Annotated in this window: 18 protein-coding genes; 6 read left to right on the top strand and 12 right to left on the bottom strand. The window is 59.5% G+C overall.

The window, feature by feature from the left end:
• Positions 1-59: 59 nt before the first annotated feature.
• Both KMP13_RS17870 and KMP13_RS17865 read left to right on the top strand, forming a co-directional pair.
• Complete coding sequence (locus tag KMP13_RS17870) at positions 60-2,567, top strand: GcvT family protein (protein ID WP_215267335.1); 2,508 nt, start codon at positions 60-62, stop codon at positions 2,565-2,567.
• A 129-nt stretch (positions 2,568-2,696) separates the two neighbouring features.
• Positions 2,697-3,086, top strand: a complete 390-nt coding sequence (locus tag KMP13_RS17865) for a hypothetical protein (protein WP_215267334.1) — start codon at positions 2,697-2,699, stop codon at positions 3,084-3,086.
• Positions 3,087-3,361: 275 nt separating this feature from the next.
• Here the strand turns inward: KMP13_RS17865 and KMP13_RS17860 are convergent, their stop codons facing one another.
• The 9 genes from KMP13_RS17860 to xdhA all read right to left on the bottom strand — a co-directional run bounded on the left by KMP13_RS17860 (position 3,362) and on the right by xdhA (position 14,581).
• Positions 3,362-3,736 carry a hypothetical protein gene (locus tag KMP13_RS17860; RefSeq protein WP_215267333.1) on the bottom strand — a complete coding sequence of 125 codons (375 nt, stop codon included), beginning with the start codon at positions 3,734-3,736 and terminating at the stop codon, positions 3,362-3,364.
• A gap of 72 nt (positions 3,737-3,808) precedes the next feature.
• Positions 3,809-4,486 (bottom strand): DUF938 domain-containing protein, encoded by a 678-nt coding sequence (locus KMP13_RS17855; RefSeq protein WP_215267332.1) that lies wholly within the window; start codon positions 4,484-4,486, stop codon positions 3,809-3,811.
• A 523-nt stretch (positions 4,487-5,009) separates the two neighbouring features.
• Positions 5,010-6,083, bottom strand: coding sequence for a BMP family ABC transporter substrate-binding protein (locus KMP13_RS17850; protein ID WP_215267331.1), 1,074 nt, complete (start codon positions 6,081-6,083; stop codon positions 5,010-5,012).
• 108 nt (positions 6,084-6,191) lie between these two features.
• Positions 6,192-7,112, bottom strand: coding sequence for an ABC transporter permease (locus KMP13_RS17845; protein ID WP_215267330.1), 921 nt, complete (start codon positions 7,110-7,112; stop codon positions 6,192-6,194).
• Complete coding sequence (locus tag KMP13_RS17840) at positions 7,112-8,194, bottom strand: ABC transporter permease (protein WP_215267329.1); 1,083 nt, start codon at positions 8,192-8,194, stop codon at positions 7,112-7,114. The genes KMP13_RS17845 and KMP13_RS17840 overlap by 1 nt, the downstream gene beginning before the upstream one ends.
• A 105-nt stretch (positions 8,195-8,299) precedes the next feature.
• Entirely contained in the window at positions 8,300-9,817 is a 1,518-nt protein-coding gene (locus KMP13_RS17835) for an ABC transporter ATP-binding protein (RefSeq protein ID WP_215267328.1), read from the bottom strand.
• Entirely contained in the window at positions 9,814-10,791 is a 978-nt protein-coding gene (xdhC, locus tag KMP13_RS17830) for a xanthine dehydrogenase accessory protein XdhC (RefSeq protein ID WP_215267327.1), read from the bottom strand. Before xdhC ends, KMP13_RS17835 begins: the two co-directional genes overlap by 4 nt.
• On the bottom strand, positions 10,788-13,142 hold the full coding sequence (gene xdhB / locus KMP13_RS17825; protein WP_215267326.1) for a xanthine dehydrogenase molybdopterin binding subunit: 2,355 nt from the start codon (positions 13,140-13,142) through the stop codon (positions 10,788-10,790). The genes xdhC and xdhB overlap by 4 nt, the downstream gene beginning before the upstream one ends.
• Entirely contained in the window at positions 13,139-14,581 is a 1,443-nt protein-coding gene (gene xdhA, locus KMP13_RS17820) for a xanthine dehydrogenase small subunit (protein WP_215267325.1), read from the bottom strand. The genes xdhB and xdhA overlap by 4 nt, the downstream gene beginning before the upstream one ends.
• A 393-nt stretch (positions 14,582-14,974) precedes the next feature.
• On the opposite strand from xdhA, the gene dnaE reads away from it, so the two are divergent.
• Complete coding sequence (gene dnaE / locus KMP13_RS17815; protein WP_215267324.1) at positions 14,975-18,472, top strand: DNA polymerase III subunit alpha; 3,498 nt, start codon at positions 14,975-14,977, stop codon at positions 18,470-18,472.
• A 31-nt stretch (positions 18,473-18,503) separates the two neighbouring features.
• On the opposite strand, the gene KMP13_RS17810 is transcribed toward dnaE, so the two are convergent.
• Entirely contained in the window at positions 18,504-18,926 is a 423-nt protein-coding gene (locus tag KMP13_RS17810; protein ID WP_215267323.1) for an RrF2 family transcriptional regulator, read from the bottom strand.
• Between the two features lie 169 nt (positions 18,927-19,095).
• On the opposite strand from KMP13_RS17810, the gene hmpA reads away from it, so the two are divergent.
• Positions 19,096-20,280, top strand: coding sequence for an NO-inducible flavohemoprotein (gene hmpA / locus KMP13_RS17805; RefSeq protein ID WP_215267322.1), 1,185 nt, complete (start codon positions 19,096-19,098; stop codon positions 20,278-20,280).
• A 79-nt stretch (positions 20,281-20,359) separates the two neighbouring features.
• Here the strand turns inward: hmpA and KMP13_RS17800 are convergent, their stop codons facing one another.
• Complete coding sequence (locus KMP13_RS17800; protein ID WP_215267321.1) at positions 20,360-20,557, bottom strand: SlyX family protein; 198 nt, start codon at positions 20,555-20,557, stop codon at positions 20,360-20,362.
• A 367-nt stretch (positions 20,558-20,924) separates the two neighbouring features.
• On the opposite strand from KMP13_RS17800, the gene KMP13_RS17795 reads away from it, so the two are divergent.
• Positions 20,925-21,665: a GntR family transcriptional regulator gene (locus tag KMP13_RS17795; protein ID WP_215267320.1), complete on the top strand. Its 741-nt coding sequence runs from the start codon at positions 20,925-20,927 to the stop codon at positions 21,663-21,665.
• Between the two features lie 10 nt (positions 21,666-21,675).
• On the opposite strand, the gene KMP13_RS17790 is transcribed toward KMP13_RS17795, so the two are convergent.
• Positions 21,676-23,124 (bottom strand): alkaline phosphatase D family protein, encoded by a 1,449-nt coding sequence (locus tag KMP13_RS17790; RefSeq protein ID WP_215267319.1) that lies wholly within the window; start codon positions 23,122-23,124, stop codon positions 21,676-21,678.
• Between the two features lie 572 nt (positions 23,125-23,696).
• On the opposite strand from KMP13_RS17790, the gene KMP13_RS17785 reads away from it, so the two are divergent.
• Positions 23,697-25,268, top strand: coding sequence for an ATP-binding protein (locus KMP13_RS17785; RefSeq protein WP_215267318.1), 1,572 nt, complete (start codon positions 23,697-23,699; stop codon positions 25,266-25,268).
• Positions 25,269-25,537 lie beyond the last annotated feature (269 nt).

Below are 25,537 nucleotides of genomic sequence, written 5' to 3'. Positions count from 1 at the left end.
TTGTGGGCTTTGGGCATAAATAGGATCAAAGGATTCTCTATTTCGCGGAGTGCGGCAGAATGAAGACGCAGGTCAAAGCCCTAGTCGTTGGCGGAGGTGCCATTGGTACCTCAATTGCCTACCACCTGGCCAAAGCAGGTTGGGACGATGTCATGCTGATCGAACGGGACGAGCTGACGTCCGGTTCCACTTGGCATGCGGCGGGTCTGTTGCCGCTGTTCAACATGTCCTACGCGACCACCCATATCCATAAATACTCGGTCGATTTCTACAAACAGCTGGAAGAAGAGACCGGTCTGAACGCGGGCTTTGCGGTTGTTGGCAACCTGCGTATGGCCCAGACCCAAGAGCGTATGGACGAGTTCATGCTCTATGCCTCCACCGCGGAAACCTGCGATGTGGATTATGAATGGCTGACCGCTGACCAGATCAAGGAACGCTGGCCGCTGATTGAAACCAGCGATCTGAAAGGCGCGCTGTATCACACCGAGGATGGCTATATTAACCCTGCCGATGTGACCCAGGCGATGGCCAAGGGCGCGCGTCAACGCGGTGTCGATATCGTGCGCAAGATGCAGGCCGATGCCTTTCATTGGACCGGGACCCATTGGGAAGTCACCTGTACCAAAATGGTGGAGCAGGGCGGCAATCTGGTGCCTTCGGACGAACAGATCGTCATCACCGCCGAACATGTGGTCACCGCTTCTGGCAACCACGCGCAGCGCACCGCCAATATGTTGGGCATCAAGATGCCTGCGATTCCCGTGGAACACACGTTTATCGTGATGGACAAGGACCCCGAACTGGTCAAGTGGCGCGAAGCAGGCAATCCCGAACACCCAGTTATTCGCGATGCCGACAAGGAATCCTATGCGCGCGAAGAACGCGGCGGCTGGATCCTTGGCATCTATGAAAAAGGTGCGCCAGCCCGGTTCGAACACGGCGTGCCGGACAGCTTCCGCGCCGATCTCTTCCCGCTGGATCTGGACCGCATCGCCGAGCAATATATGGCGATGACCGAACGGGTGCCGTCCTGTGCGGAATCCGGTCTCAAGGATGATTTTAACGGCCCCATTTGCTACACGCCTGACGGCAACCCGCTGGTGGGCCCGGCACCCGGTCTGCGCAATATGTGGCTGGCCGAAGGCTTCTCCTTCGGGATCACAGCCGCGGGCGGCACCGGCTATTATCTGGCGCAGATGATGGTGGACGGCGAGGCCGAGATCGACATGGCGAGCCTTGACCCCAAACGCTACAGCTCCAATTGGATGACAACCGAGTTCGCGGCGCGCAAGAACGAAGAATGCTACGAACACGTCTATATCCTGCACCACCCGGACGAAGAACGCCCGGCAGCGCGCCCCTTGCGCACCTCGCCTGCGTTTGATCGTCAAAAAGCGCGCGGCGCGCAATTTGGCTGGGTCAACGGTTGGGAACGTCCGAACTATTTCGGCCCTCTCGATGCGCCGGAACATTTTGACGAGGAAAACCGCTCCTTCCGCCGTGGTGGCTGGTGGCAATATGCGGTGGATGAGGCCAAGGCGATCCGCAACGGCGTGGGTCTGGTCGACGCCACTGCATTCACCAAACATGTGGTAAAGGGGCCCGGTGCGACGGCGTTTCTGGACTGGTTCACCTGCAACAAGCTGCCCAAAGTGGGCCGCATCAACCTGACCTATGCGCTGACGGCGGCGGGCACCACCCGCACCGAATACACCATAGTGCGCAACGGCGAGAACTCCTATTACCTGGTGTCAGCCGGGGCCTGGACCGAGTATGACGCGGATTTCCTGCGCAAAGCGGCCGAGGACAAGATGGAGGAATTCGGCTATATCGAGATCCAGGATGTCACCACCCAATGGGGCGTCTTTGCCATCGCAGGCCCAAAATCCCGCGATGTGCTGAAAGAGGTGATCGTCGACGCCGATCCCGACACCGCCCTGTCGAACAAACGCTTCCCGTGGCTGTCGGCCCGTCAGATCGAGCTGGGCATGTGCCCGGTCAATGCGATCCGCGTGGCCTATACCGGCGAACTCGGCTGGGAGCTGCACCACCCGATCGAGATGCAGAACTACCTGTTTGATCTGCTGGAAAAAGCCGGTGAAAAACACGGTATGAAGCTGGTGGGCGCGCGGGCACAAAACTGGCTGCGTCAGGAGAAAAGCTATCGTGCCTTTGGCACTGAACTGGGCCGTGATGCGACCCCGGCCGAGGCCGACCTGCCGCGCTTTATCGATCTGGAAAAGGAGTTCCACGGCAAAGAAGCCATGGTTGAGACCGGCGTGCGCGTCAAATGCTGCACCCTGCTGATTGATGGCCCCGAAGACGCCGATCCCTGGGGGCGCGAGGTTCTGTATACCCCTGAAGGCACGCGGGTTGGGCGTCTGACCTCGGGCGGCTATTCGGTGGCGTTTGAGAAATCCATCGGCATGGGCTACCTGCGCCCCGATCTTGCGGTGGAAGGCACCAAGCTCAAGGTCAAGATGCTGGATCAGCTGTGGGATGCCACGGTCACCTGCGACAGCCCCTATGATCCCAAGAACGAGACCATCCGCCAAAACGGCTGATCCCGTCAGCAACCAAGCACGCAATTGGCGAATGCAACTATTGCGCGAAGATGGGTTGTGTGATTTGAATGTAAACGCGTCGAGCCTTTTCGGGGTTTCGACGCGTTTATTTATTGAATGGACATTCTTATGAGACTGATTTCATTTGCCTTTCTTTCAGTGCTGTTGGCGACTTCTGCCTGTGGGCCGTCCTATACCAAAGCTGTCGATACGGATAAGGTGGTGGTGGACATCCGAGGCGGAGAAAGCATCAAAGGGCGCTATGATCCGGCAGGCTTTTCTACAAAGGACGCACACAAAATGGCTGCGTCGATCTGCAAGCACGACACGCTGGCGAGTTATTCTGAGGCTGCTGTGGACGGTCAAATTATCTTTGACGTGCGCTGCAAAAATGGAAACAAATATGGCGAAAATGCTGGGGTGCTTTTTAAGCGTGCGGGCTCTGAAGCCGTGCTCGTGGTGGCGACATTTTCCGTAAATGACACTTTATTGCAGACCAAAGACCAACTCTCACTCTGATCTGATTTTGCAAGTCTTGGTTTCGGACTAAAGTTTAGAGGCTGGATCAAAAGTTGAGTGCTGCACACACCTAAACTAGTCACTATGACCAAAGCTATTCACCAATTTTGTTGATCCCTCTGGATCGACGGCCTCAACTACACTGCGAAAAGCCTCGGTTCAAAAGGACTGGGGCTTTTAGGAAGCTAGCAGCAAAGCTGAAAGCCGGAGGTTCCGGTCTTCTGCTCAACGCGCGTCAACAACGACATGGATTTGCAGAGAGCAGGGGCGCGGGCTCAATGGCCGTCTGCGCGGCAGATTTCGTCATAACGGTCCATGACCTCGGCCGCGTGGGCCATGACATGGGGGCCGCTGACCTGGGTGGTCAGGGTCATCAGCTCTGCCAGTTGATCACGGCTGAAACCGCAATACTGCAGGATCCTGAGCTGGGGCAGGAAATACTGCCGTTGCCCCGTGGTCACCGCCAAAGACAACAACGCCAGCGCCTGTTCATAGGGGCCGATGCCCTTGGAAGCGGGGGCGTGTGGCTCTGTGGGGAATGAGGCCTCTGTCGGCACCTCAGATCCCGCATGCACGCCCAAAGCGGTGCTGTCTGATGTGTCCACCAGGCGCAGATGGGGCCGGGTTGGGGAGTGTTTCTTGTGCTTCACAGTGATCTCTCCTGTGGTCTCTTCACGCGGGGTTAGCGTGGGCAGAATGGGGCGGTGGGTCTTTGATCTTGATCAGGTTGTTCCAGGTGACGTGGGGTGAAGGCGTTCGCCCACCAGCAGCAGATTGTTGGCAGGCATTTCAATGGGTTCCATAACGGCAAGGCCCAGCTGTTCGAACAAAGCCCGGATCGCCATGTCGTCTTTGTAGCCGATCTCGGGATCATGGGAGCGCAGGCCTGCGTCGAATTGCTGATCGCCCTGGCTGGTCAAGCGCCCGTGGCGGCGGAAGGGACCATAGAGCAGGATGCGCCCACCGGGCGCGAGGGTGCCTGCGGCCTCACGGATCAAGGTCTCGGCTTCATGGGTGCTGACGAGATGCAATAGGTTGACCAGCAGGATCAGATCTTGATCGGGCAGCGTTTCGGCCCACCCCGCGCGGGTGGCGTCGATCTGGATCGGCGGCAGGATATTGTCGGTGCCGTTGATCTCGGCGTAGGCGCGGATACTGGTAAGACGGGTCGGGTCCACATCGCTGGGCTGCCAGCTGAGGTGCGGGAGGGCGGCGGCAAAGGCGAGCACATGCTGACCGGTGCCACTGGCCAGCTCCAATGCGCGCCCCTCATGCGGGGCAAGGCGCAGGATCTGGGTCAACAACGCTTCTTGGTTGCGGGCGGCGGAAGGGGCAAACATGCGGCCGGTGGCATCAGTGTCGGCAACAGAGGCGGAGCCAGGAACGGATCGTAGGGGCATGTGTCAGTATCCTCCGTTTGCATGTCAGGCGTGTGTCATCTGCAGGCCGTGAGATCACACCGGGCGGTTGATCTATGAGCCCGCCTGTCCTTTACCCGAATTCTTTCCGCAAGACTTTGATCCCGCGCAAACCGCGCGTCTTGTGGGAGATTTTACCCTGCCACGACCAAGGGTGTGTTCAAAGGGGGATCCCATCACAGTCCCGTGCTCGGCAAGGGCTGGCCGAGGACCTGCCTGCATCCTGAGCAAATCTCGTGGTGAAGGCGCGCAACAAATAAGCCGCAAAGGGGGGTGCTCCCGCGCCCGCAGGTGCCTTGCCTGTGGCAAGACCCCTTGGCGGCCTTGGGCCAGGCTCGGCGCATGCGCGCCGAGCCTGGCCCAACGGAAGCGGATGCGCCTTTGGCGGATCTGGCGACGGGCGGGAGTGCATCGTTGGATAATGCGAAGGATCGCGCAGAAGGGCGTACAATGAAAAAAGCCCGCCGGGTGAGGCGGGCCTTCGGTGCCTTAAGAACGGTGCCGCTTATTGCGGGATGTCGCCGGTCAGACCTTCAACAAAGAAGTTCATGCCTGCCAATGTGCCATCATCCGCGGTTTCACCTTCGGCCAGCCAGTCGCTGCCGTCTTGTTTCTTCAACGGACCGGTGAAAGGGAAATACTCACCCGCCGCGATTGCATCCTTCAGCGCCAGGGCTTCGGCTTTCACCTCTGCCGGAACCGCATCCGAGATCTCACCAATGCCGACCATGCCGGGGGCGATACCATCCCAGGTGTCAACGCTGCTCCAAGTGCCGTCCATCACAGCCTTGGTGCGCGCCACATAATAGGGGGCCCAGTTGTCGATGATCGAGGACACCCGCGGGAAGGGGCCGTATTCGGCCATATCCGACGCCTGACCAAAGGTCACAACATTGCCCGCAGCCTGCGCGGCGGCTTGCGGCGCGGTGGAGTCCGTGTGCTGCAGGATCACGTCAGCGCCCTGTTCGATCAGAACCTTGGCCGCATCGGCCTCTTTTGCCGGGTCAAACCAGGTGAAGGCCCAGACGATCTTGAACTCTACATCCGGGTTCACCTTCTTGGCGTGGATATAGGCGGCGTTGATGCCGCGGATCACTTCGGGGATCGGGAAAGAGCCGATATAGCCGATCACATTGCTTTCGGTCATGTGACCCGCAATGGTGCCTTGCACGGCGCGCCCTTCGTAGAAACGCGCGGAATAGGTCGACACGTTATCCGCACGTTTGTAGCCGGTGGCGTGTTCAAACTTCACGTTGGGGAATTTCTTCGCCACGTTGATGGTCGGATCCATATAGCCAAAGGAGGTGGTGAAGATCAGATCCGCACCCTCCAGCGCCATCTGGGTCATCACGCGTTCGCTGTCGGGACCTTCGGCCACGCTCTCCACAAAGACGGTTTCGACCTTGTCGCCAAACGCCGCCTCAACCGCTTTGCGGCCCTGGTCGTGTTCATAGGTCCAGCCGCCATCACCAACAGGACCCACATAGACAAAGCCAACTTTGGTCGGATCATCCGCCATTGCACCGGTTGCCAGGCCAAGGGCCATCGCAGCGCTGGCCAGAAGTGTATTCAATTTCATCAAAGGGTTCCCCCATGTTGTATTTCAGAGTTTTTATCGTCGGACCCCCGTGAACCCGGGGTTTTAGATGCCCCACCTATGGTGAGGACTTGCGAGTCTGCGCCGCCGTTACCGGGACGCATGGAAGGCACGTCCAAGGGCGGCAGGTGCGCTGCTCTTGTCCGCAGAAAGAATGACGAGGACCACAATGGTGATCAGATAAGGCGACATTGCCAGATACTCGACCGGGATGGCAACGCCAGCCGCCTGCAGGTTCAACTGCACCACGGTCACACCGCCAAAAAGATAAGCACCCAGCAAAGCACGCCAGGGTTTCCAGCTGGCAAAGACCACCAGCGCCAGGGCAATCCAGCCAATGCCGGCCGTCATGCCCTCGGTCCATTGGGGCACGCGGATCAGGCTGATATAGGCACCACCCAACCCCGCACAGGCGCCGCCAAACAGGATGGCAAGAATGCGGATACGCACCACTTTATACCCCAGCGCATGGGCGGCATCGTGGCTTTCTCCCACGGCCCGCAGCACCAATCCGGCACGGCTGTATTTCAAAACCGCCCAGGTGGCCGCGACCAGCGCGATGCCGAAATAGACCATAAGATCATGATTAAACAAGATCGGGCCAATCACCGGCAGATCGGTCAGAACGGGGATGTCGATTTTGGCCGTGGCGGGCGGCTTGACCCCCACATAGGACTGCCCGAGCAGGGCCGAAAGCCCAAGGCCAAACAAGGTCAACGCCAGCCCCGAGGCCACCTGATTGGCCAGCGCAAACTGCGTCAACACGACAAACAGACAGGACAACAGCGCCCCGGCCACAGCGGCGGCGATAAACCCGATGGTGGGCGATCCCGTCTCAACCGTGGCCGCAAAGCCTGCGATCGCGCCGGTGATCATCATCCCCTCAACACCAAGGTTCAAAACACCGGATTTTTCGACCACCAATTCGCCAATGGCCGCCAGCAACACAGGGGTCGCCGCCACCATCAAAAACGCGATGAGCTGGACCGGGTTAATTGCAGAAAGATCCATCACGCCACCTCACCTGCACCCAATCGGATGCGGAAATTGGTCAAAACGTCAAAAGCCAGCAGGAAGAACAGCAACATCCCTTGAAACACCTGGATCGCAGCCGACGGCAGGCCCAGATTGGACTGGGCGATATCGCCGCCAATATAGGTCAGCGCCATCAACGCTCCGGCCAGCAGAATGCCTACGGGGTGCAGACGGCCCAGAAAGGCCACGATAATCGCGGTAAACCCGTAGCCGACGTTGAAATCAATACTGACCACACCGGCAGGGCCCGAGACCTCAAACAAGCCCGCCAGACCCGCCAACGCCCCCGACATGCCAAGGCAGAACAGCACCAACCGGGTGGGCGAAACACCTGCAAACCGCGCAGCCCGCGGAGCCTCACCGGTCAGGCGGATGTGAAACCCGGTCATATGGCGGTTCATCAGCACATAGGCAAAGATCACCGCGATCAGTGCCGCCGCAGCCCCCCAATGCATGCCGCTGCCCGCAATCAGCTCAGCATTATGGGCGCTGTCGTAATGTTGCAGATTGCGCGAACCCGGAAAGCCATATCCTTCTGGGTTTTTCAACAATCCCAATGACATCGACGCCAACAACTGCTCGGCCACATAGACCAGCATCAGCGACACCAAAATCTCATTGGTGCCAAAACGGGTCTTCAATATTGCTGGTATCATTGCCCAAGCCCAACCGCCAAACGCCCCGGCCAGAACCATCAGCGGAAAGACAAACACGCTCTCCAGCGGATAAAAGGCCAGCCCCACTGCAGCACCCGTCAGCGCGCCAACGATATACTGCCCCTCGGCACCAATGTTCCAAATCCCAGCCTTGAACCCCAGCGACAGACCGATGGCAATCAACACCAAGGGTGCGCCTTTCACCACCAACTGCGGGCGGTAATAAAAGGAAAATTCCCCAAACAAGGGCTCCCAGAAAATGGTGCGGATCGCCTCAACCGGGTCTTTGCCAAGGGCGGCAAACAGTAGCCCCCCCGCCAGCATGGTGGCCAGAACCGCCACCAGCGGGGTCGCCATCGACCAGGCGCGCGAAGGCTGGGGCCGTCTTTCAAGTCCGATCATATCCCCACTCCGATCCAGCGCGATTGCAGTGCCACTGATATTTCATCTTTTCCCAAATACTTCCGCCGGAGGCTCCCCAAAGGCGCAATCAGGTGCTGCGTCTGCTTAAACATGTGCAACCTCCATCCCATGCGCACCGCCCATCATCAGGCCGATCTCATCCACCGTCAGACCTTGCGTGCTGCGCGGGTTGCTCAACCGTCCTTCGTTCAACGCGGCAAAATTGTCAGAGATTTCCATCAGCTCATCCAAATCCTGGCTGATACAGATCACCGCCGCGCCTTTGGCGGCCAGATCCAGCAGCGCCTGTCGAATGGCGGCTGCGGCGGCCGCATCCACGCCCCAGGTGGGTTGGTTCACCACCAAAACATCCGGGTCCTGCAACACCTCGCGTCCGATCACAAATTTCTGTAGATTGCCCCCCGACAAGGAGCGTGCCGCATTGCCGGGGCCCGGCGTGCGCACGTCAAATCCGGCAATCACCGCTTCGGCGAAGCCCTTGGCGCGGGACCAGTTGATCATGCCGCGCGTCTCCAGCCCCTGGCGCACCGATCCGGTCAGCAGCGCGTTTTCCGTCAGGCTCATATCCGGGGCGGCGGCATGACCCAGCCGTTCTTCGGGCGCAGCCAGCACCCCCAACTTGCGCCGTTTGGTAGGGTTCATCTGACCAATGGCATCGCCGTGTAACAGAACCTCGCCGGGGGCGCATAGCACTTCACCAGACAGCACGGACAGCAATTCATCCTGTCCGTTGCCCGCAACACCACCAATCCCCAATATCTCACCTTTGTGGACGGTCAGGGTCACATCCTTGAGTGCGGTGCCAAAGGCCGAAGGCGCAGGCACTGACAGGCCACGGATCGACAGGGCCACCGGCCCCAGATCACGCCCACCGCGTTCCGGCGTCTTGAGCGCGGCCCCCACCATCATCTCGGCCATATCCCGCGCCGAGGTGTCACGCGGCACGCAGGCACCGACGTTTTGGCCCAGCCGCAGAATGGTTGCAAAATCACACAAGGACCGGATCTCTTCCAGCTTGTGGGAGATATAGAGGATAGACGTCCCCTCGGATTTCAACTTGCGCAGGGTCTGAAACAGGATCTCGACCTCTTGCGGGGTCAAAACCGATGTAGGCTCATCCATGATCAACAGCTTAGGGTCTTGCAAAAGGCAGCGAATGATTTCAACGCGTTGGCGTTCACCCGCCGAAAGGTCCCCAACGGCGCGAAAGGGGTCCAGCGGCAGGCCATAGTTTTCCGAGACCGATTTGATCCGCTGCGCCAGATCGCGCATGGGCGGCGGGTTCTCCATCCCCAAGGCAATGTTCTCCGCCACATTCAGCGCATCAAACAAGGAGAAATGCTGGAACACCATGGCAATACCATCGGCGCGCGCGGCACGGGGTTCGGCGGGCATATAGGGCGCGTCGTTCAGCACCATTTCGCCACTGTCGGGTTTCACAAGACCATAGATCATTTTCACCAGGGTAGATTTCCCGGCGCCGTTCTCTCCCAACAGGGCGTGGACTTCTCCCACACCGATGTCAAAGGAAACGTGATCATTGGCCACCACGCCGGGATAGGCCTTGGTCAGGCCCTTTAGGCTCAGCAATACGTCACTCACGCGCGTCTGTCCTCTCTGTGTCCCTGCCGGATGGAGCCCGGTCTGTTGGTCTGTTCTGCCTGCGTCACTTGCGCCGCCTGCAGGATCTGTGCTGCAACGCCAATGGCGATCATCTGCGGATGTTTGCCCAAGGCGGGATCGCCAATCGGGCAGGTGATCCGGTCAATGGCCGTGGGGCCATGGCCCAATTGGCGCAAACGCTTCTTGAACCGCACCCATTTGGTGGCCGACCCGATCACCCCGGCAAAGGAAAAACCGCGTGCAAGCAATGCGTTGCATAGCGCCAGATCCAGAGCATGGGAATAGGTCAGGATCAAGTGCAACGCATTTTCCGGCGCATGGGGCACCAGCAATGCAGGCTCGGCCGCGGGTAGGGCGGTGATGCGGTTTGGGATGTCCCCAGGGAAGCGATCCTGCGCCGTGTCGACCCAGGTTATATCCAGATCGGGCAGGGGTGACAGCACATCCACCAGGGCGCGCCCCACATGACCAGCACCCCAGATCCACATGGGCGTCTGGGCGCGGGAAACCGGCTCGATCAGCCAGCCGTCGATCAGATGCGGTGCGGGGGGGTGCCCCTGTCCACGGGCATCCGCCAACAAGCGTTTGACGCGCAATGGGGGCTGGGTGGCGGCATCTACTGGGCGGGCAATAACGTCTGTATCCAGATCGCGCAGGCGCGCGGCATCATAGACCTCACTCACCAAGGTGACGGCCCCGCCGCAGCATTGCCCCAGATCCGGCCCCAACGCGCGGCGGATCACCCGGGTCGGCGCAGATTGACACCGCGCCTGCTCTGCAGCTTCATATTCCAAGGCACCACCACCGATCGTGCCGCTCTGACCACTGTCCCAGACCAACATCGCAGCCCCCACGTCACGCGGGGAGGAGCCTTTGACCTCGGCGATCACCACGCGGGTGACACGGGCGTGGGCCGCAACCAGATCGCATAAGGTGCCAAGATCAAAGCTCACGACGCACCTCCAACACGGGCAATGCCACGCCAGACTTCCTCAGATGTGGCCGGTGCATCCAGCGCCGGGTAGCTGCCATCGCCAAACCTCGCCACCGCATCGCTGAGCGCCAGATAGGCCGAGATGCCCAACATAAACGGCGGCTCCCCCACCGCTTTGGAGCGATAGATCGTATCCTCGCGGTTCTGCCCATCCCACAGCGCCACATTGAAGACATCCGGCGCGTCCGAGCAGGCGGGGATCTTATACGTAGATGGCGCATGGGTGCGCAGGCGACCGGAATTGTCCCAGACCAGCTCCTCGGTGGTCAGCCAGCCGGCACCCTGCACATAGGCCCCTTCGACTTGACCAATATCCAATGCGGGGTTGAGCGAGGCTCCGGCATCATGAAGAACGTCCGCGCGCAAAATCCGATATTCACCGGTCAGGCGATCCACCACAACCTCGGTCAAAGCCGCGCCATAGGCGAAATAGAAAAACGGGCGACCTTCCCCTTTGATGCGGTCCCACTCCAGACTGGGTGTTTTGTAAAACCCGGTCGCCGACAGGCTGATCCGGCCCAGATAACACCGCCCTGCTGCCTCCGCAAAGGAGAGACCGTCGCCGCCCACCTGCACCCGACCATCAGCAAATGTCACAGCCGACGGTGGCAATTGATGCTCTGCCGCAAGAAAGACCGCCATGCGGTCGCGAATGGTGTCACAGGCCGCCTTGACCGCCATACCGTTCAGATCTGACCCGGATGAGGCCGCAGTCGCAGAGGTATTGGGCACTTTGGCGGTATCCGTTGCGGTGATCTTGACCGTCGCCATATCCACACCAAACCGGCTTGCCGCGACCTGCGCCACCTTTTGGAACAGACCTTGCCCCATCTCGGTGCCGCCATGGTTCAAATGGATGGAGCCATCTTGGTAGACATGCACCAAAGCCCCGGCCTGGTTCAGATGGGTCAGGGTAAAGGAAATGCCAAATTTCACCGGCGAAAAGCCAAGCCCCCGGCGCAAAGACGTCTGCCCGGCGTTCCACTGGGTAACTTCAGCCTTACGCGCTGCATAGTCTGAAGTCGCAAGCAACCGCGTAGTGATGCCTCCCAACTCAAAATCGCGCACTTCCATGCCATAGGGCGTGACCCGCCCTTTCATCTTTTCAGAAATACTTCGGGGGGAGGCCGCAGGCCGGGGGGCTGGCCCCCCATCTTCGCTCGTCTCCGGCGGCAGGTAGTAATTGCGCTGCCGCAACGCCACCGGATCCATCCCCAACGCATAGGCCACATGATCCATCACCCGCTCGATGCCCAACATGCCCTGGGGGCCACCAAACCCGCGATAGGCGGTGGCGCTTTGCAGGTTGGTTTTCAATCGGTGCGAGGTGACGCGAAAATGATCCAGGAAATAGGCGTTATCCGCATGCAACATGGCGCGATCCGCCACCGGCAGCGACAGGTCCATCGCCCAGCCACAATTGACCAGATGGGTGAAATCAACTCCCAGAATAAGGCCGCTGTCGTCATAGCCAACTGCATAGTCCACCCGAAACGCATGGCGTTTGCCGGTGATCACCATGTCATCATCGCGGTCATAGCGCATTTTGCAGGCCTGCCCGGTCTGGCGCGCGGCGATGGCGCAGGCAACCGCCAGCGCGTTGCCCTGGCTTTCCTTGCCGCCAAACCCGCCGCCCATACGCCGGGTTTCGACCCGGACGCTGTGCATGGGCTGGCCGATGGCCTCGGCCACTTTGTGTTGGATTTCGGTGGGGTGCTGGGTGGAGGAATGCACATGCATGCCGCCGTCTTCCTGGGGCAGGACCAGGGCGGCCTGACCTTCCAGATAGAAATGCTCTTGCCCACCGATTTCAAAACTGCCTGTCAGACTGATTGGCGCGTTCTCAATGGCGGATGGCGCATCACCGCGGGTCCAGATCCGGGGGCCGTCCTCAAACCGGCTGTTGGCGGCAAGGGCGGCATCCACTGTCAACAGTGCAGGGTGTTCGTCATATGTGATCTCAGCCCGGCTGGCAGCAATCCGCGCCGCCCGATGCGAGGTAGCCACCACCAGAAACACTGGCTGGCCGACGTAGTGTACCGTGCCGGTCGCCAGAAGTGGTTCGTCATGGTTGGAGGGGGAGACATCATTGTCAAAGGGCAGATCGGCGGCCGTCAGCACCGCAACCACGCCGGAAGAGGCGCGCACTGCAGACAGGTCCAACGCGGTGATGTCGCCATGGGCCACGGTCGACAGGCCAAAGGCCAGATGCAGGCAATCGCGCGGGGTTGGGATGTCATCCACATAACGCGCCGCTCCGGTCACATGCAGGCGGGCCGCGTCATGGGGCAGGGGTTTTGCAACGCTCATGGGCGGACCTCCAACACCGATTGAGGGGTGCCCGACAGATCCGCAAAGGCACGCTCTAACATGTTTTGCGCGGTGGCCAGCCGGTAGTCGGCTGAGGCGCGCATGTCGTCCAGTGGCGTGTAGTCCTTGGCAAAGGCGGCTTTGGCTTTGGCGATTGTTGCAGTCGTCCACGGCTGGCCAATCAGCGCCTGTTCCACATGGGATGCGCGTTTCGGCGTGCCGGCCATGCCGCCAAAGGCGATACGCGCGGCGGTGATCGTGCCGTCGGCGACCCTGATGTCAAAGGCGCTCAACACGGCCGAGATATCCTGATCAAAGCGTTTGGAGAGTTTATAGACCCGCAAATTGACGCCTGTGCTCGGTTTGGGGATCAGGATTTTCTCCACAAATTCACCGGGGGCACGGTCTTGTTTGCCGTATTCGACAAAGAAATCCTCGAGCGGGATTTGGCGGCGGGTGTCGCCACGGCGCAGGCAAAGGGTTGCGCCAAGGGCGATCAGTGGTGGTGGGCTGTCTCCGATCGGGGAGCCATTGGCGATATTGCCGCCAAGCGTTGCGGCATTGCGGACCTGCTGGCTGGCAAAGCGGCGCAGCATTTCGGCGAAAGACGGGTAATGGGGCGCAAGCGTGTCGCGCAGGCGGTTCATATCGACCATGGCGCCGACCTCAAACGCGGTATCGCTTTCGGTGATTTGTTTCAAATCGCTGCAACCTTCGAGGAAAATCACCGGGTCGAGGTCTTGTAATCCTTTGGTGACCCAGAGGCCCACATCGGTGGCCCCGGCGATCAGGGTTGCAGATGGGGTGGCGAGATAGGCCGCGGCCAGATCATCGCTGGACGTAGGGTGTGCTGTCTGTCTGGCTGAAGGGGGCTCAGCCACATGCTTACTGGAGGGGGGCTCCGCCCCCCGGTCTGCGACCTCCCCCCGAAGTATTTCGGAAAAGATGAAAGGCGCGGGCGACAGATGCGGTGGGGGTGGTGTGGCCTCGCAGGCTTTTGCGGCGCGCAGAATGGGGGCGTAGCCGGTGCAACGGCAGAGGTTTCCGGCCAGTTGGTCGGCGTGATCGGTGGCACCATTGGTATGCGCCGTGGCCATCGACATGATGAACCCCGGTGTGCAGAAACCGCATTGGCTGCCGTGGTGGGTGATCATCGCGTCCTGGACCGGGTGCAATGTGCCATCGGGGGCGGCGAGGCCTTCGACGGTGGTGATCGATTTGCCCTGCAGTTGCGGCAGGAACAGGATGCAGGCGTTCAGGCTGCGGGCGCCGCGCTGGTCCTGGATCATGACGGTGCAGGCGCCGCAGTCGCCTTCGTTACAGCCTTCTTTGGTGCCGGTGAGGCCGCGCGCCTCCCGCAGGTAATCGAGCAAGGTCGTGGTGGGGGCGCTGCCGTCCACCCGGATCTCTTCACCGTTCAAGAGAAAGGTGAGTGTCATGTGGTCTACCCGTCGCGTTACCCTGTGTGCCCTGACCCTGCCCCGCATGTTTGGGGGCGGATGCCGTGCCGGGCCTTCGATGCGACATAGAAGGGGCGGCGGGCGTTGTGTTTTCAATATGTTGTCCCTAGCCTAGAAAGGGTTCGCGCCTCTTCGCAACAAAAACTTGGCGTCAGGGGGTATGGCACGCATAAAACCCCATATTCGGCGAAGTGTTTGAAAGCCAAAGGGGAATGCAGCCGGATAAAGGTGCAATTGCGGTGCGGTTTTTGGGCTTTGGCTAAGTAATTTCAAATGAAATTTGACAATACTGCCTGATCTTTCGGCAAATCTAGGGGCTTGTGGATAACATCGCCCTTGGTTGTTGCCCCTTGGGTGCGCTAGGTCTGGGGGATGACAGCCCCTCGATTCATACACCTGCGCACCCATACCGAATATTCCCTGCTGGAAGGGGCCGTGCGGCTGAAGAAGCTGCCCGATCTGTGCAAGGCGCATAATATGCCGGCCATCGCGGTCACCGACAGCAATGCGATGTTTGCCGCGCTGGAGTTCTCGGTCACCCTGGCGGATGCCGGCGTGCAGCCCATCGTGGGCTGTCAGGTCGATCTGACCTTTGATACGCCTGAGCCCGGCGGCAAGCCCAAGTCTCCCGCGCCTTTGGTGCTGCTCGCCCAGAATGAGGCGGGATATGAGGGGCTGATGCGCCTGTCGTCCTGTCTTTATGTCGACAACAAGGATCAGCTGCCGCAGGTCACGCTGGCGGAGCTGGAGGCCAATGCCGAGGGTCTGATCTGTTTGACCGGCGGGCCGCTGGGGCCGGTGGGCATGTTGTTGCAGGACGGCAAACGGGCCGAGGCCGAGGCGTTGATGCAGCGGCTCAAATCGCTGTTCCCGGATCGTTTGTATGTGGAGCTGCAACGTCACCCCGGCGAGGATGGCCAGCCCGAGGCGGAGCGTCTGACGGAACGGCCGATGATCGAGATGGCCTATGGGATGGATCTGCCGTTGGTGGCGACCAATGACGTCTATTTCCCGAAATCCGAGATGTATGAGGCCCATGACGCGCTGATCTGTATCGCCGAGGGCGCCTATGTGGATCAGATGGAGGGGCGTCGTCGCCTGACGCCGCAGCATTACTTCAAAAGCCAGGAAGAGATGATCACGCTGTTTGCGGATCTGCCCGAGGCGATTGAAAACACGGTGGAAATTGCGCAGCGCTGCGCCTTTGCGACCTATCGCCGCGATCCCATCCTGCCCAAATTCGCCGATGATGAGGTCGCCGAGCTGCGCCGGATCGCCAATGAGGGTCTGCAGAAACGGCTGGCGGTGATCCCCCATGCGGTGACGCTGGAGGAATATCAGGAACGGTTGGAATTTGAGCTGGGCATTATCGAAGGCATGGGGTTTCCCGGCTATTTCCTGATTGTTGCCGACTTTATCCAATGGGGGAAGGATCAGGGCATTCCGGTGGGGCCTGGTCGGGGTTCTGGTGCGGGCTCGCTGGTGGCTTATGCGCTGACGATCACCGATTTGGACCCGCTGCGGTATTCGCTGCTGTTTGAACGGTTCTTGAACCCGGAACGGGTGTCGATGCCCGACTTTGACATCGATTTCTGCATGGATCGCCGCGAAGAGGTGATCCGTTACGTGCAAGAGAAATACGGTCGCGACAAAGTGGGCCAGATCATAACCTTTGGTGCGCTTTTGTCCAAGGCGGCGGTGCGTGACATTGGGCGCGTCTTGCAGATGCCCTTTGGCCAGGTGGACCGCCTGTCCAAGATGATCCCGGTGGAAGGGGTCAAACCGGTCTCGATCGAGAAGGCGTTGAAGGATGAACCGCGCCTAGCCGAAGAGGCGCGCAGTGAACCGGTGGTGGACCGTCTGTTGACCTATGGCCAGCAGGTCGAGGGGCTGTTGCGGAATGCCTCGACTCACGCCGCTGGCGTGGTGATTGGGGATCGGCCGTTGGATGCGCTGGTGCCCCTGTACCAGGATCCGCGATCCGACATGCCCGCGACCCAGTTCAATATGAAATGGGTGGAACAGGCCGGTTTGGTCAAGTTCGACTTTTTGGGTCTAAAAACCCTGACTGTTATCCAGAACGCGGTGAACCTGATTTGCCAGTCGGGGCGTTCCCTGCATCAAAGCGCCGATGGGCGCGCGCTGTATGAGCCGCCCGAGGGCGCGGTGAATGAGATCAACGCCATTCCGTTGGACGATAAGGTCACATATGATCTGTATTCCGCGGCCAAAACCGTCGCCGTGTTCCAGGTGGAATCCACTGGTATGATGGACGCGCTAAAGCGGATGAAGCCGACCTGTATCGAGGATATCGTGGCCCTTGTGGCGCTGTATCGTCCGGGTCCGATGGAGAACATCCCGGTCTATTGTGAGGTCAAGAACGGTCTGCGCAAGATCGAGTCCGTGCATCCGCTGATCGACCATATTCTGGAAGAGACCCAAGGCATCATCGTCTATCAGGAACAGGTGATGCAGATTGCCCAGGTGATGGCGGGTTATTCACTTGGTGGTGCGGATTTGCTGCGCCGCGCGATGGGTAAGAAGATCAAAGAGGCGATGGACGCCGAACGCCCCAAATTCGAAAAGGGTGCGGCAGAAAACGGGGTTCCGGCCAAGAAAGCCTCGGAAGTTTTTGACCTGTTGGAGAAATTCGCCAACTACGGGTTCAACAAATCCCACGCCGCCGCCTATGCGGTGGTGAGCTATCAGACCGGATGGCTTAAGGCGAACCACCCGGTGGAATTCATGGCTGGCGTCATGAACTGCGATATCCATCTGACCGAAAAGCTGGCGATCTATTTTGAAGAGGTCAAAAAGGGTCTCAAACTGCCCTATGTGCCTCCTTGTGTGAACCGGTCGCTAGCGACGTTCAACGTGGTTGATGGCGCGCTGGTCTATGCGCTGGGCGCGTTGAAGAACGTCGGCGTCGAGGCGATGAACCTGATTGTGGCGGGGCGCGATGACCGCCCCTTTGCGACGCTGTTTGATATGGCGCGCCGGGTGGATCTGAAGAAAGTGGGCAAGCGCCCGCTGGAAATGATGGCGCGCGCCGGGGCCTTTGATCAGCTGGACAAGAACCGCCGCCGGGTGTTTGAGAGCCTTGAAGGCCTGGTCAATTATTCTGCCGCCATTCAGGAACAGAAGAACTCAAACCAGGTTTCGCTTTTTGGTGAGGCCGGTGACGACTTGCCAGAGCCGCGTATGGCGGGCGTGCCCGATTGGCTGCCTGCCGAACGTCTGTCGGAAGAGTTCAAGGCGATTGGCTTTTATCTCTCGGGCCACCCGCTGGATGACTATATGCCAGCGCTCAAACGCAAGGATGTGCTGACGCTGGATGAGGTCACTGCCAAGGCAGAGCGCGGACCGTTCATGGCCAAGATGGCGGGTGTGGTTGCCGGACGTCAGGAACGCAAATCCGCCCGTGGCAACCGCTTTGCCTTTGCGCAATTGTCGGACCCGTCTGGCGGGTTTGAGGTGACGCTGTTCTCGGAAGTTCTGGAGAAAAGCCGCGAGTTTCTGGATACGGGGTCAAAAGTCGTGATCACGGCCGAAGCCACGCTCGAAAGTGACCAGCTGAAACTGCTGGTGCGTTCGGTCGGGCCGGTAGACAGCGCGATTGCCGATGCCGGTCGCTCCTCGTTGCGGGTCTATGTGGATGACGCAAAGGTTGTGCGCACGGTGGCGACGGTTCTGGAAGACGCCAAGAAAGCGGCGCGAAACGCCAGCCCGGGTGAGATCTATGTCTATTTGCAGGATCCAACCCTGCCGGGGGATGTCGAGATGGAGTTGGGCCAGATGTTCCCGATCAACCCCCAGATCAAAGGCGCGCTCAAATCGCTGGACGGGGTGATGGACGTGGAAGAGATCTAAGCCCCGGCACTTTCCCGGATGCGGGTGTCGGTCACTCCAGCGATGGGAAATGGTGCGGTTCCAGCAGGATATCGGCCAGCGTATAGGCGTCGAGGGTCGCCAAGAAAGCCTGTTGTGCGGCGCGCAGCGGGCTTTTTAATTTGCAGGGCGCGGTAATTGCGCAGGTGTTGCCCTTGCGCATGCATTCTACCAGACCAAAGTCCGGCTCAACCGCGCGGGTGACTTGGCCCAGATTGATCTCATCCGGGGCGCTCGCCAGAAGCAGCCCGCCAGAGCGTCCGCGTTGTGCGGTCAAAAAGCCCGCTTGGGTCAGGCCGGTGACCACTTTCTTCACGGTGCCACGCGGCAGATCATAGACCGCAATGATGGTGTCGATGCGCAGCAGCTGATCTGGAGTGGAACCTGCCAGGATCAGAATGCGAAACGCAATGTCGGTCATATCTGCAAGACGCATAGGGCAGGCCTCCTTTGCTCGGCGCGGGCCGGGATTTGCATAACGTCTTTGCGCCGACATGACCAGAACCTGCGGCAGATTGTCAACATTAAAAGACTCATATTGAATGTCCCTTAATGGCAGGATTAAAGGGTCACATAATATATCCATTTAAGAGCGGAGCATCAAAATGACCCAAGCCCTGTCCGAGACCACTTTGCAAACCATCGAAGCCACCGTGCCCGCGCTGCGCGAAGCCGGGGGTGTTGTGGTGGCCACCATGTACAAACATCTGCTGTCTGATCCGCAGGTGCGGGTGCTGTTCAATATGTCCAATCAGACCGGCGACAGCCCCCAACACCAAGCGCTGGCCGGGGCCATTCTGGCCTATGCGGAAAACATCCGTCAGCCCGAAGTTCTGCTGGGGGCAATTGAACGGATTGCGCAGAAACATGTGTCCTTCCAGATCCTGCCCGAACATTACGAGGCCGTCGCCGCAGCGCTGTTGACCGCCATCAAGGACGTTCTGGGAGAGGCCGCAACTCCTGCGATTCTGGAAGCCTGGGGCGAGGCCTATTGGCTGCTGGCCAATATCCTGATCGGGCGAGAGGAGCAGCTGTATAAAGGGGCCGCAACGGCTGCGGGCGGCTGGCGGGGCTGGCGCACATTTGAGGTGGCGGAAAAGCGGCAGGAGGCGGTTGATATCACCTCCTTTCTTCTGCGTCCCATCGATGGCAAACCGGTGATGGCCCATCAGGCCGGGCAATATCTGACGCTCCTGGTGCCTGCGGATCCGGGCGCGCCGGTGCGGCGCAACTACTCGATCTCCTGTGCGCCCAATAACACCCACTACCGCATCACCGTGAAACGCGCGCCACAGGGGGTAGCCTCCGGGTGGTTGCATGACACGGCCCAGGTTGGCTCTGTGATCGAGGCGGCCGCGCCGGCCGGACATTTCTATTTGGAAGCGCAGGACAAGGCCGAGATCGTGCTGGTGTCCGGCGGTGTCGGGTTGACGCCAATGGTCTCCATGCTTGAGGCGCAGGCGGGCAAAGGGGTGCCGATCACCTATGTCCACGCCACCCGCGACGGGGCCCATCACGCCATGGGCGAGCATCATCGCAGCCTGTCGGATCGGTCGATCGTTTTCTTTGATGCGCCCCGTAATGAGGATGAACCGGGACGTGATTTTGACCATCAGGGTCAGATCAATGCGGATTGGCTGGCGGCGCAGACGCGCATGGATGTGGCGGATTATTACGTCTGCGGCCCGCTGCCCTTTATGCGCGCGATCGTGACCGGGCTCAAAGCCAAAGGGGTTGCGGCAAGCCGGATCCATTATGAATTCTTTGGCCCCGAAAGCGAAAGCTTCTAAGCGCGGTGACACATGCGGCTGCATCCCCTAGGGTGGGGTGCAGCCAGTGCCAAATTCATTGGTGGTTCCGAAGCAGGGGTCAGTAATGAGGCGGGCGTTCGTCGCCAAAGACCACACCGCCACCGCCGCCTTCTGCTTCGCGCCCGGCTTCGCGTTCCATCAACATCTGAATCCGCATCTTGAGACGGTCGATATCCTGCTGTTGACGGGTCACGATATCGCTCACCTCATCCAAACTGCGCGTGAGGTGGGCGATCTTTTCTTCGAGGTGCTGCATTTTGTGGCTCATTTACGCAAGTGCTGCGAAATTGTGCGCCCGATCCTGACGTAAGGGAAGCTTTGCGTGTGTTTTCCCCTTGCTGTGTCGTGGGAATAAAGCTCTAGTCCGTCGTTGGGGGCGCATGAAATCAGAAATAGTTTGTGTCGCAAAACGGTACACCATATTCTTCCGCGCGACTATAGGCATTGCGCGGCTGTTTCTGCGGCATGTCATGTCATCCAGAGCGATTTTGAGCCGCATTTTGCAGGGGTCTTGGACGAAAATGACCCCGCGATCTGAAAGGCCCGGCTGATGTGTCGGCAGCGCTACGAGACGAAATAGAAGGGTACGAGGGCATATGGGCGGACAAATGGCGGTTAAACAGATGGCATCGCTGTCAAAGATCGACAATCGCCCGCAATATGTACGCATGGCGGATGTTCTGACCGATCGTATCCGCAGCGGTTGCTACCCGGTCGACAGCCTGCTGCCCACCGAGGCCGAGCTGTGCCTGGAATTTGCAACCAGCCGCCACACGGTCCGCGAGGCCCTGCGCCTGTTGACCAATTCCGGTCTGATTTCGCGCCGTCAGGGGTCGGGCAGCCGGGTTTTGTGCCGCTCTGAGGAGGCCTTATATGTTCATGCGTTGGGCAATTTCACCGATGTCCTGCGCGAAGTGAGCGAAACGCGATTTACGGCCAATATCATCGAAGAAGTGGACACGCGGGTCTTTAGCTGCCCGTTTATGAAGTTGCCGGAACGTCGGAAATGGCTGCGTATTACAGGTGTGCGCAGTGATGCGAGCAGCAACCGTGCTTTGTGTTTTTCGATGATGTTCATCAACGCCACTATGCGTGACGTGGTCGAGTCCGCGCCCGAGGGGACGGATCTGAGCCTCACGGTCAGCGATGCGTTGGGCGACAGTGTCAACGAAATCCAGCAGGAAATCTCGGTCGTGCCTGTACCACAAGAGGTCGCCACCTCGGTCGATCTTGATCCCGGTAATCTGACGGTGCAATTCCTGCGCCGCTGCACCGATGTAAATGGCGAAATGCTGGTGGGCTCTGCCAATTTCTACCCGGTGGATCGCTTCTCTTATGGAATGAACGTCAAACGCGAAGTTTGAACCCGCGGGCTCACAACGCCAGCGCTGGTGAGCGGCCCGAGGGTTCGATCTCCCAGGCGGCGGACCAGCTGTTGTTTTGGCGTGCGAGCACCAGATAATTGCGTTCGGCTACATAGCGGAACCGTTGCCCCGGAATGCGGCGGATGCGGACGGGGTGCTCCGGCAGAGGGTCTTCGCCGAGCCAGGACAATGCGCCCAGAATGCGAGCCCAGGCCGCAGGTGGTGCGCGATGTGAAATGCCAGAGGCGACCAGCTGATGCAGGACGTCACCGCCACCGAGATCAAGCGTGGCGCGGGTAGCCAGATGGATTTCGCCAGACAGTACGGTCAGGGTCTGCGTTGGGCTGTCGCCCATGCGCAGCACCAGATTTAGCATGCGCCGCCAGCTGTCCCTGTGGGCGCGGCTTTGCCATTGGTCGCGCAGGTCGTCCTCGTATTTCTGCATCGACGGGATCGCAACCATCACCGCCTCAAGCAGGGACAGGCGCGGCCCCAGCAAAGGCACGCTGGACATCAAAAAGGTCTGACCCTCAAATTGCGCGTTGGCGGCGGCCTCCATCATGGCCCAGCCAGAGGGGCCCATCACCTCGCGCCGGGTGCGTTGGCTGCGCAGATCTGGGGCAAGAATGCGAAATCCGTCGGCTTGAATGTGCCAGCCCAGATGATGACCGCGCGGATCGGCAAACCGGTTGGGCAGTTCCCCTTCGCGGGCGGCCGCTTGGAAAGTCAAAAACGCCTCACGCGCGACGGTGAACAGGGTCTGACCAACCGGCGAATAGGTGCGGGATCGTTTCAAAGAGCCCCAGCCGTCGCAGATATCATGATCATCCCACTGCATGAGCGAGGGCACACGGGCCGCGATCCAGGCAAACTCTACCCCCGCATACAGGCGCGCATAACGTTCAAAGAACCGCTGACGCAGATGGGCATAAAGATCATCCAGATCGGCGCGGGCAGGATCTGAGGGCAGATCATCCGGCCAACCAGCACTGAGCGGGTGGTCGTGGGTGGCTTCATCGGCATAGACCTGATCGCCGCCGTGCAACAGCAGCGAAAAGGGCCGGTCGCGGTGCTGATCTGCAAGGCGCGCCCACATGGCGTTGCGCTCGGCCGGGCTGCGGTCCATGTCGCCATGTTCCTCCCCGTTGCAAGAGACAAAGGCGCAGTGCATATCGGCTGTCAGCGGTCCGGACACCGGGTACTGGGTGCCGTTCCAAGTATAGGCGCCGCTGCCATCGGCGGGCAGCGCAAACCGCGCCACCTGCACATGGTGGTTGGGGTAGCGCGCGATTTCGGTGCAAGGGATCTCCTGTCCGGCCACTGTCACCGGCGGCAAAGCCGTGCCATTTTCGACAACAAACAATGCGGCTAGCTGCAGGGCAGCGCCGTCAGGCGGGACTTCATCAAGGAAAAGGATCGGTCCGATGAGGGCGGGAAGAGAGGCGTTTTGATCAGTCATGTTACAGACATAGGTAGGATGCAGCCCGTAGATTGTACAAGGTGGGGTATGACTGTTTTTGACAGGCTTTTTATTCTGCGCAAATAACCGGCATATATTACGTTTAGCTTACGATTGAATTTCAGCAGTAAGGTCGAAATATTCATTTTTGTGAAGGATTTGAGGTGGGTTCGTCTGCATGCACACATGTTCTGGACGTGTTTTTCGTTAACCCTTTTCTCGCTGAAAAATTGCGTTTTTCGCATTATAAGCGCTTCGGGGATGATTCGAGGGGTGTACCGACCTCCCAGGTGGCACATGCCGCGCGGCTAATGAGAGTTGGGCAAACCGAAATTTAACGGCTGTTGAGTAGTCTTACCGAGGGCGATTTTTCGTCGCGCATGTCTTGGGGTGTCTTGGTGTCTTGTTGGACACTCAGGCGGCGTGAGGTCCGGTCAGTGTCTTAGGGTCGGCAAAAGCCCCGTGTGTGGTGGGTGATGAGTTGAATTTTTGCGCCGCTGTCTTGGTGCTTTGGGGGAAACGCGTGCTGCGACGGATGAGCTGTGCTGTGAACGAAACGACGGGGGGCATTTATGGGCTACGCTGATGGTGAGGGTGACTGGTCAGCCTCTTCCTCTGCGTCCCGTTCTGCTGTGCGGCGCGGCGCGATACTGGGACAGCAGGACGACAAAAAGCCAGGCCTGCGCGCAAAAGTGTCGGATTTCCTGCCAGATCGTTTGAGCCTGCGCTTGGTTCTGGCGTCGCTTTTGATCAGCTCTTTTCTGTCATTGTTTGCCACAGCGATCCAGATTTTCAGCAGCTATCAACGGCAAAAGACCGATACGTTGCGGGTATTTCAGCAGGTTGAACAGGTCATGCAGCGCCAATTGGAACAGGCGCTGTGGGAGTTCGACTTTGAACAGGTGGAGCTGATTCTGGACGGGCTCATGGCCCAGAGTGAGATTTTGCATGTGGTGCTGGTTTCCCCAACCGGACATCAATGGATGCGCGGGGATCCAAAACCGGGTCCGATGACTGGCATGTTCGAACTGTCGGTGGCGGATTCCAACGGCGAGATGGCGCATGTTGGCGATCTGGTCGTCCATTTGACACTGGATGCGGTCAAAGACAGGGTAAAAGCGCAGTTTTGGACAACGCTGATCTCAAACATCGCCAAAGCCTATGTCGGGGCGACACTTTTGATGATCGTCGTGCACCGGTTGATCGTTCGACATCTGATGAAAGTGGCGGTGCATGTCTCAAGCGCGGGGCCCATTGAGCCGGGACGAAGGCTCAGACTGGATCGCGCGCCGCCGCGGGAACCGGATGCATTGGACCAGATCGTCGGAGCCGTACATGGTTTCGAGGCGCGTGTCGAAGGCCATGTGCAGCAGCTGGATCAAGAGATGTCTGACCGTGCGCAGGCCCAGCGAGAGGCCGAACAGGCCGCGCTTGCCCGCACGCAGTTTCTCGCCAATATGAGCCAGGACATTCACACGCCGATGAATTCGATCCTAGGATTGTTTCAGCTGATCCAGAGCAGCGACGCGGTGCCAGACCGCCATCGCGAGCAGGCGCAATTTGGTCTCGGCGCGGCGCATCGGTTGAGCACACAATTGATCAATATGTTGGATCTGTCCCGTCTGGACAGCGGCGATATCACCCCGGCGCCAATTGCAACCGATCTGCGGTCGCTGGCCGATGGTTGGCTGGCCCGTACCCGCGCATTGGTGCAGCGTCAGGAAAGTAAAGTGGAAGTCTCGTTGGACTGGGACCCTGATCTATCTGCCAACTACAGTTTGGATGGCACCCAGGTGACGCGTATTGTCGAATGCCTGTGTGACAACGCGGCGAAATTCTGCCCCTCTGGCCGGATCTCGATAGCGTTGCGCCCGGCGGTTGATACGGCATCAGGCGGGCTGGAGATCCTGGTGCGCGATTGCGGCCCAGGCATTCGCTATGAGGATCGCGACAGGATCTTTGAACGGTTCACCCGGATCGAGGATCATCTGGCGCGAAAAACGGATGGCACGGGCCTGGGCCTTGCGCTGGCGCGCGAGATGGCACAGCTTTTGGGCGGAAGCCTTGAGGTGATGGACTGCGATAGCACGCCGTTTACCAACGGGTTCCGCCTGATCCTGCCAAATGTGACGTCGGTCTCCTGATCCTACCCCTTATTTCGGTGTGATACGGGACCTCGGGCGGCTGAGACCTGGCGGGGATTCGCGCGGTCTATGGCCGTGTTTGAGCTCATATGAACCCGGGTCGTTAAAATGCGCGCGAAATCCGGGGCTAAATCTCTGAATTCGCGCAATTTTACCAAAAATCCCCGGATAAAGTTAAGCCTGCGTAAAGGCCTTGTTTTCAACGTGTTTACCCTCGCTTGTGGCGAAAATGGGGCGGGAATGCCGCAATTGCCTGAATGTGGACGCAT

The organism is Epibacterium ulvae (genome assembly GCF_018678075.1).
Taxonomy (GTDB): Bacteria; Pseudomonadota; Alphaproteobacteria; order Rhodobacterales; family Rhodobacteraceae; genus Epibacterium; species Epibacterium ulvae_A.
The sequence above is the reverse complement of the archived record's forward strand: the minus strand, read 5'-3'. Positions and strand labels throughout refer to the sequence as shown.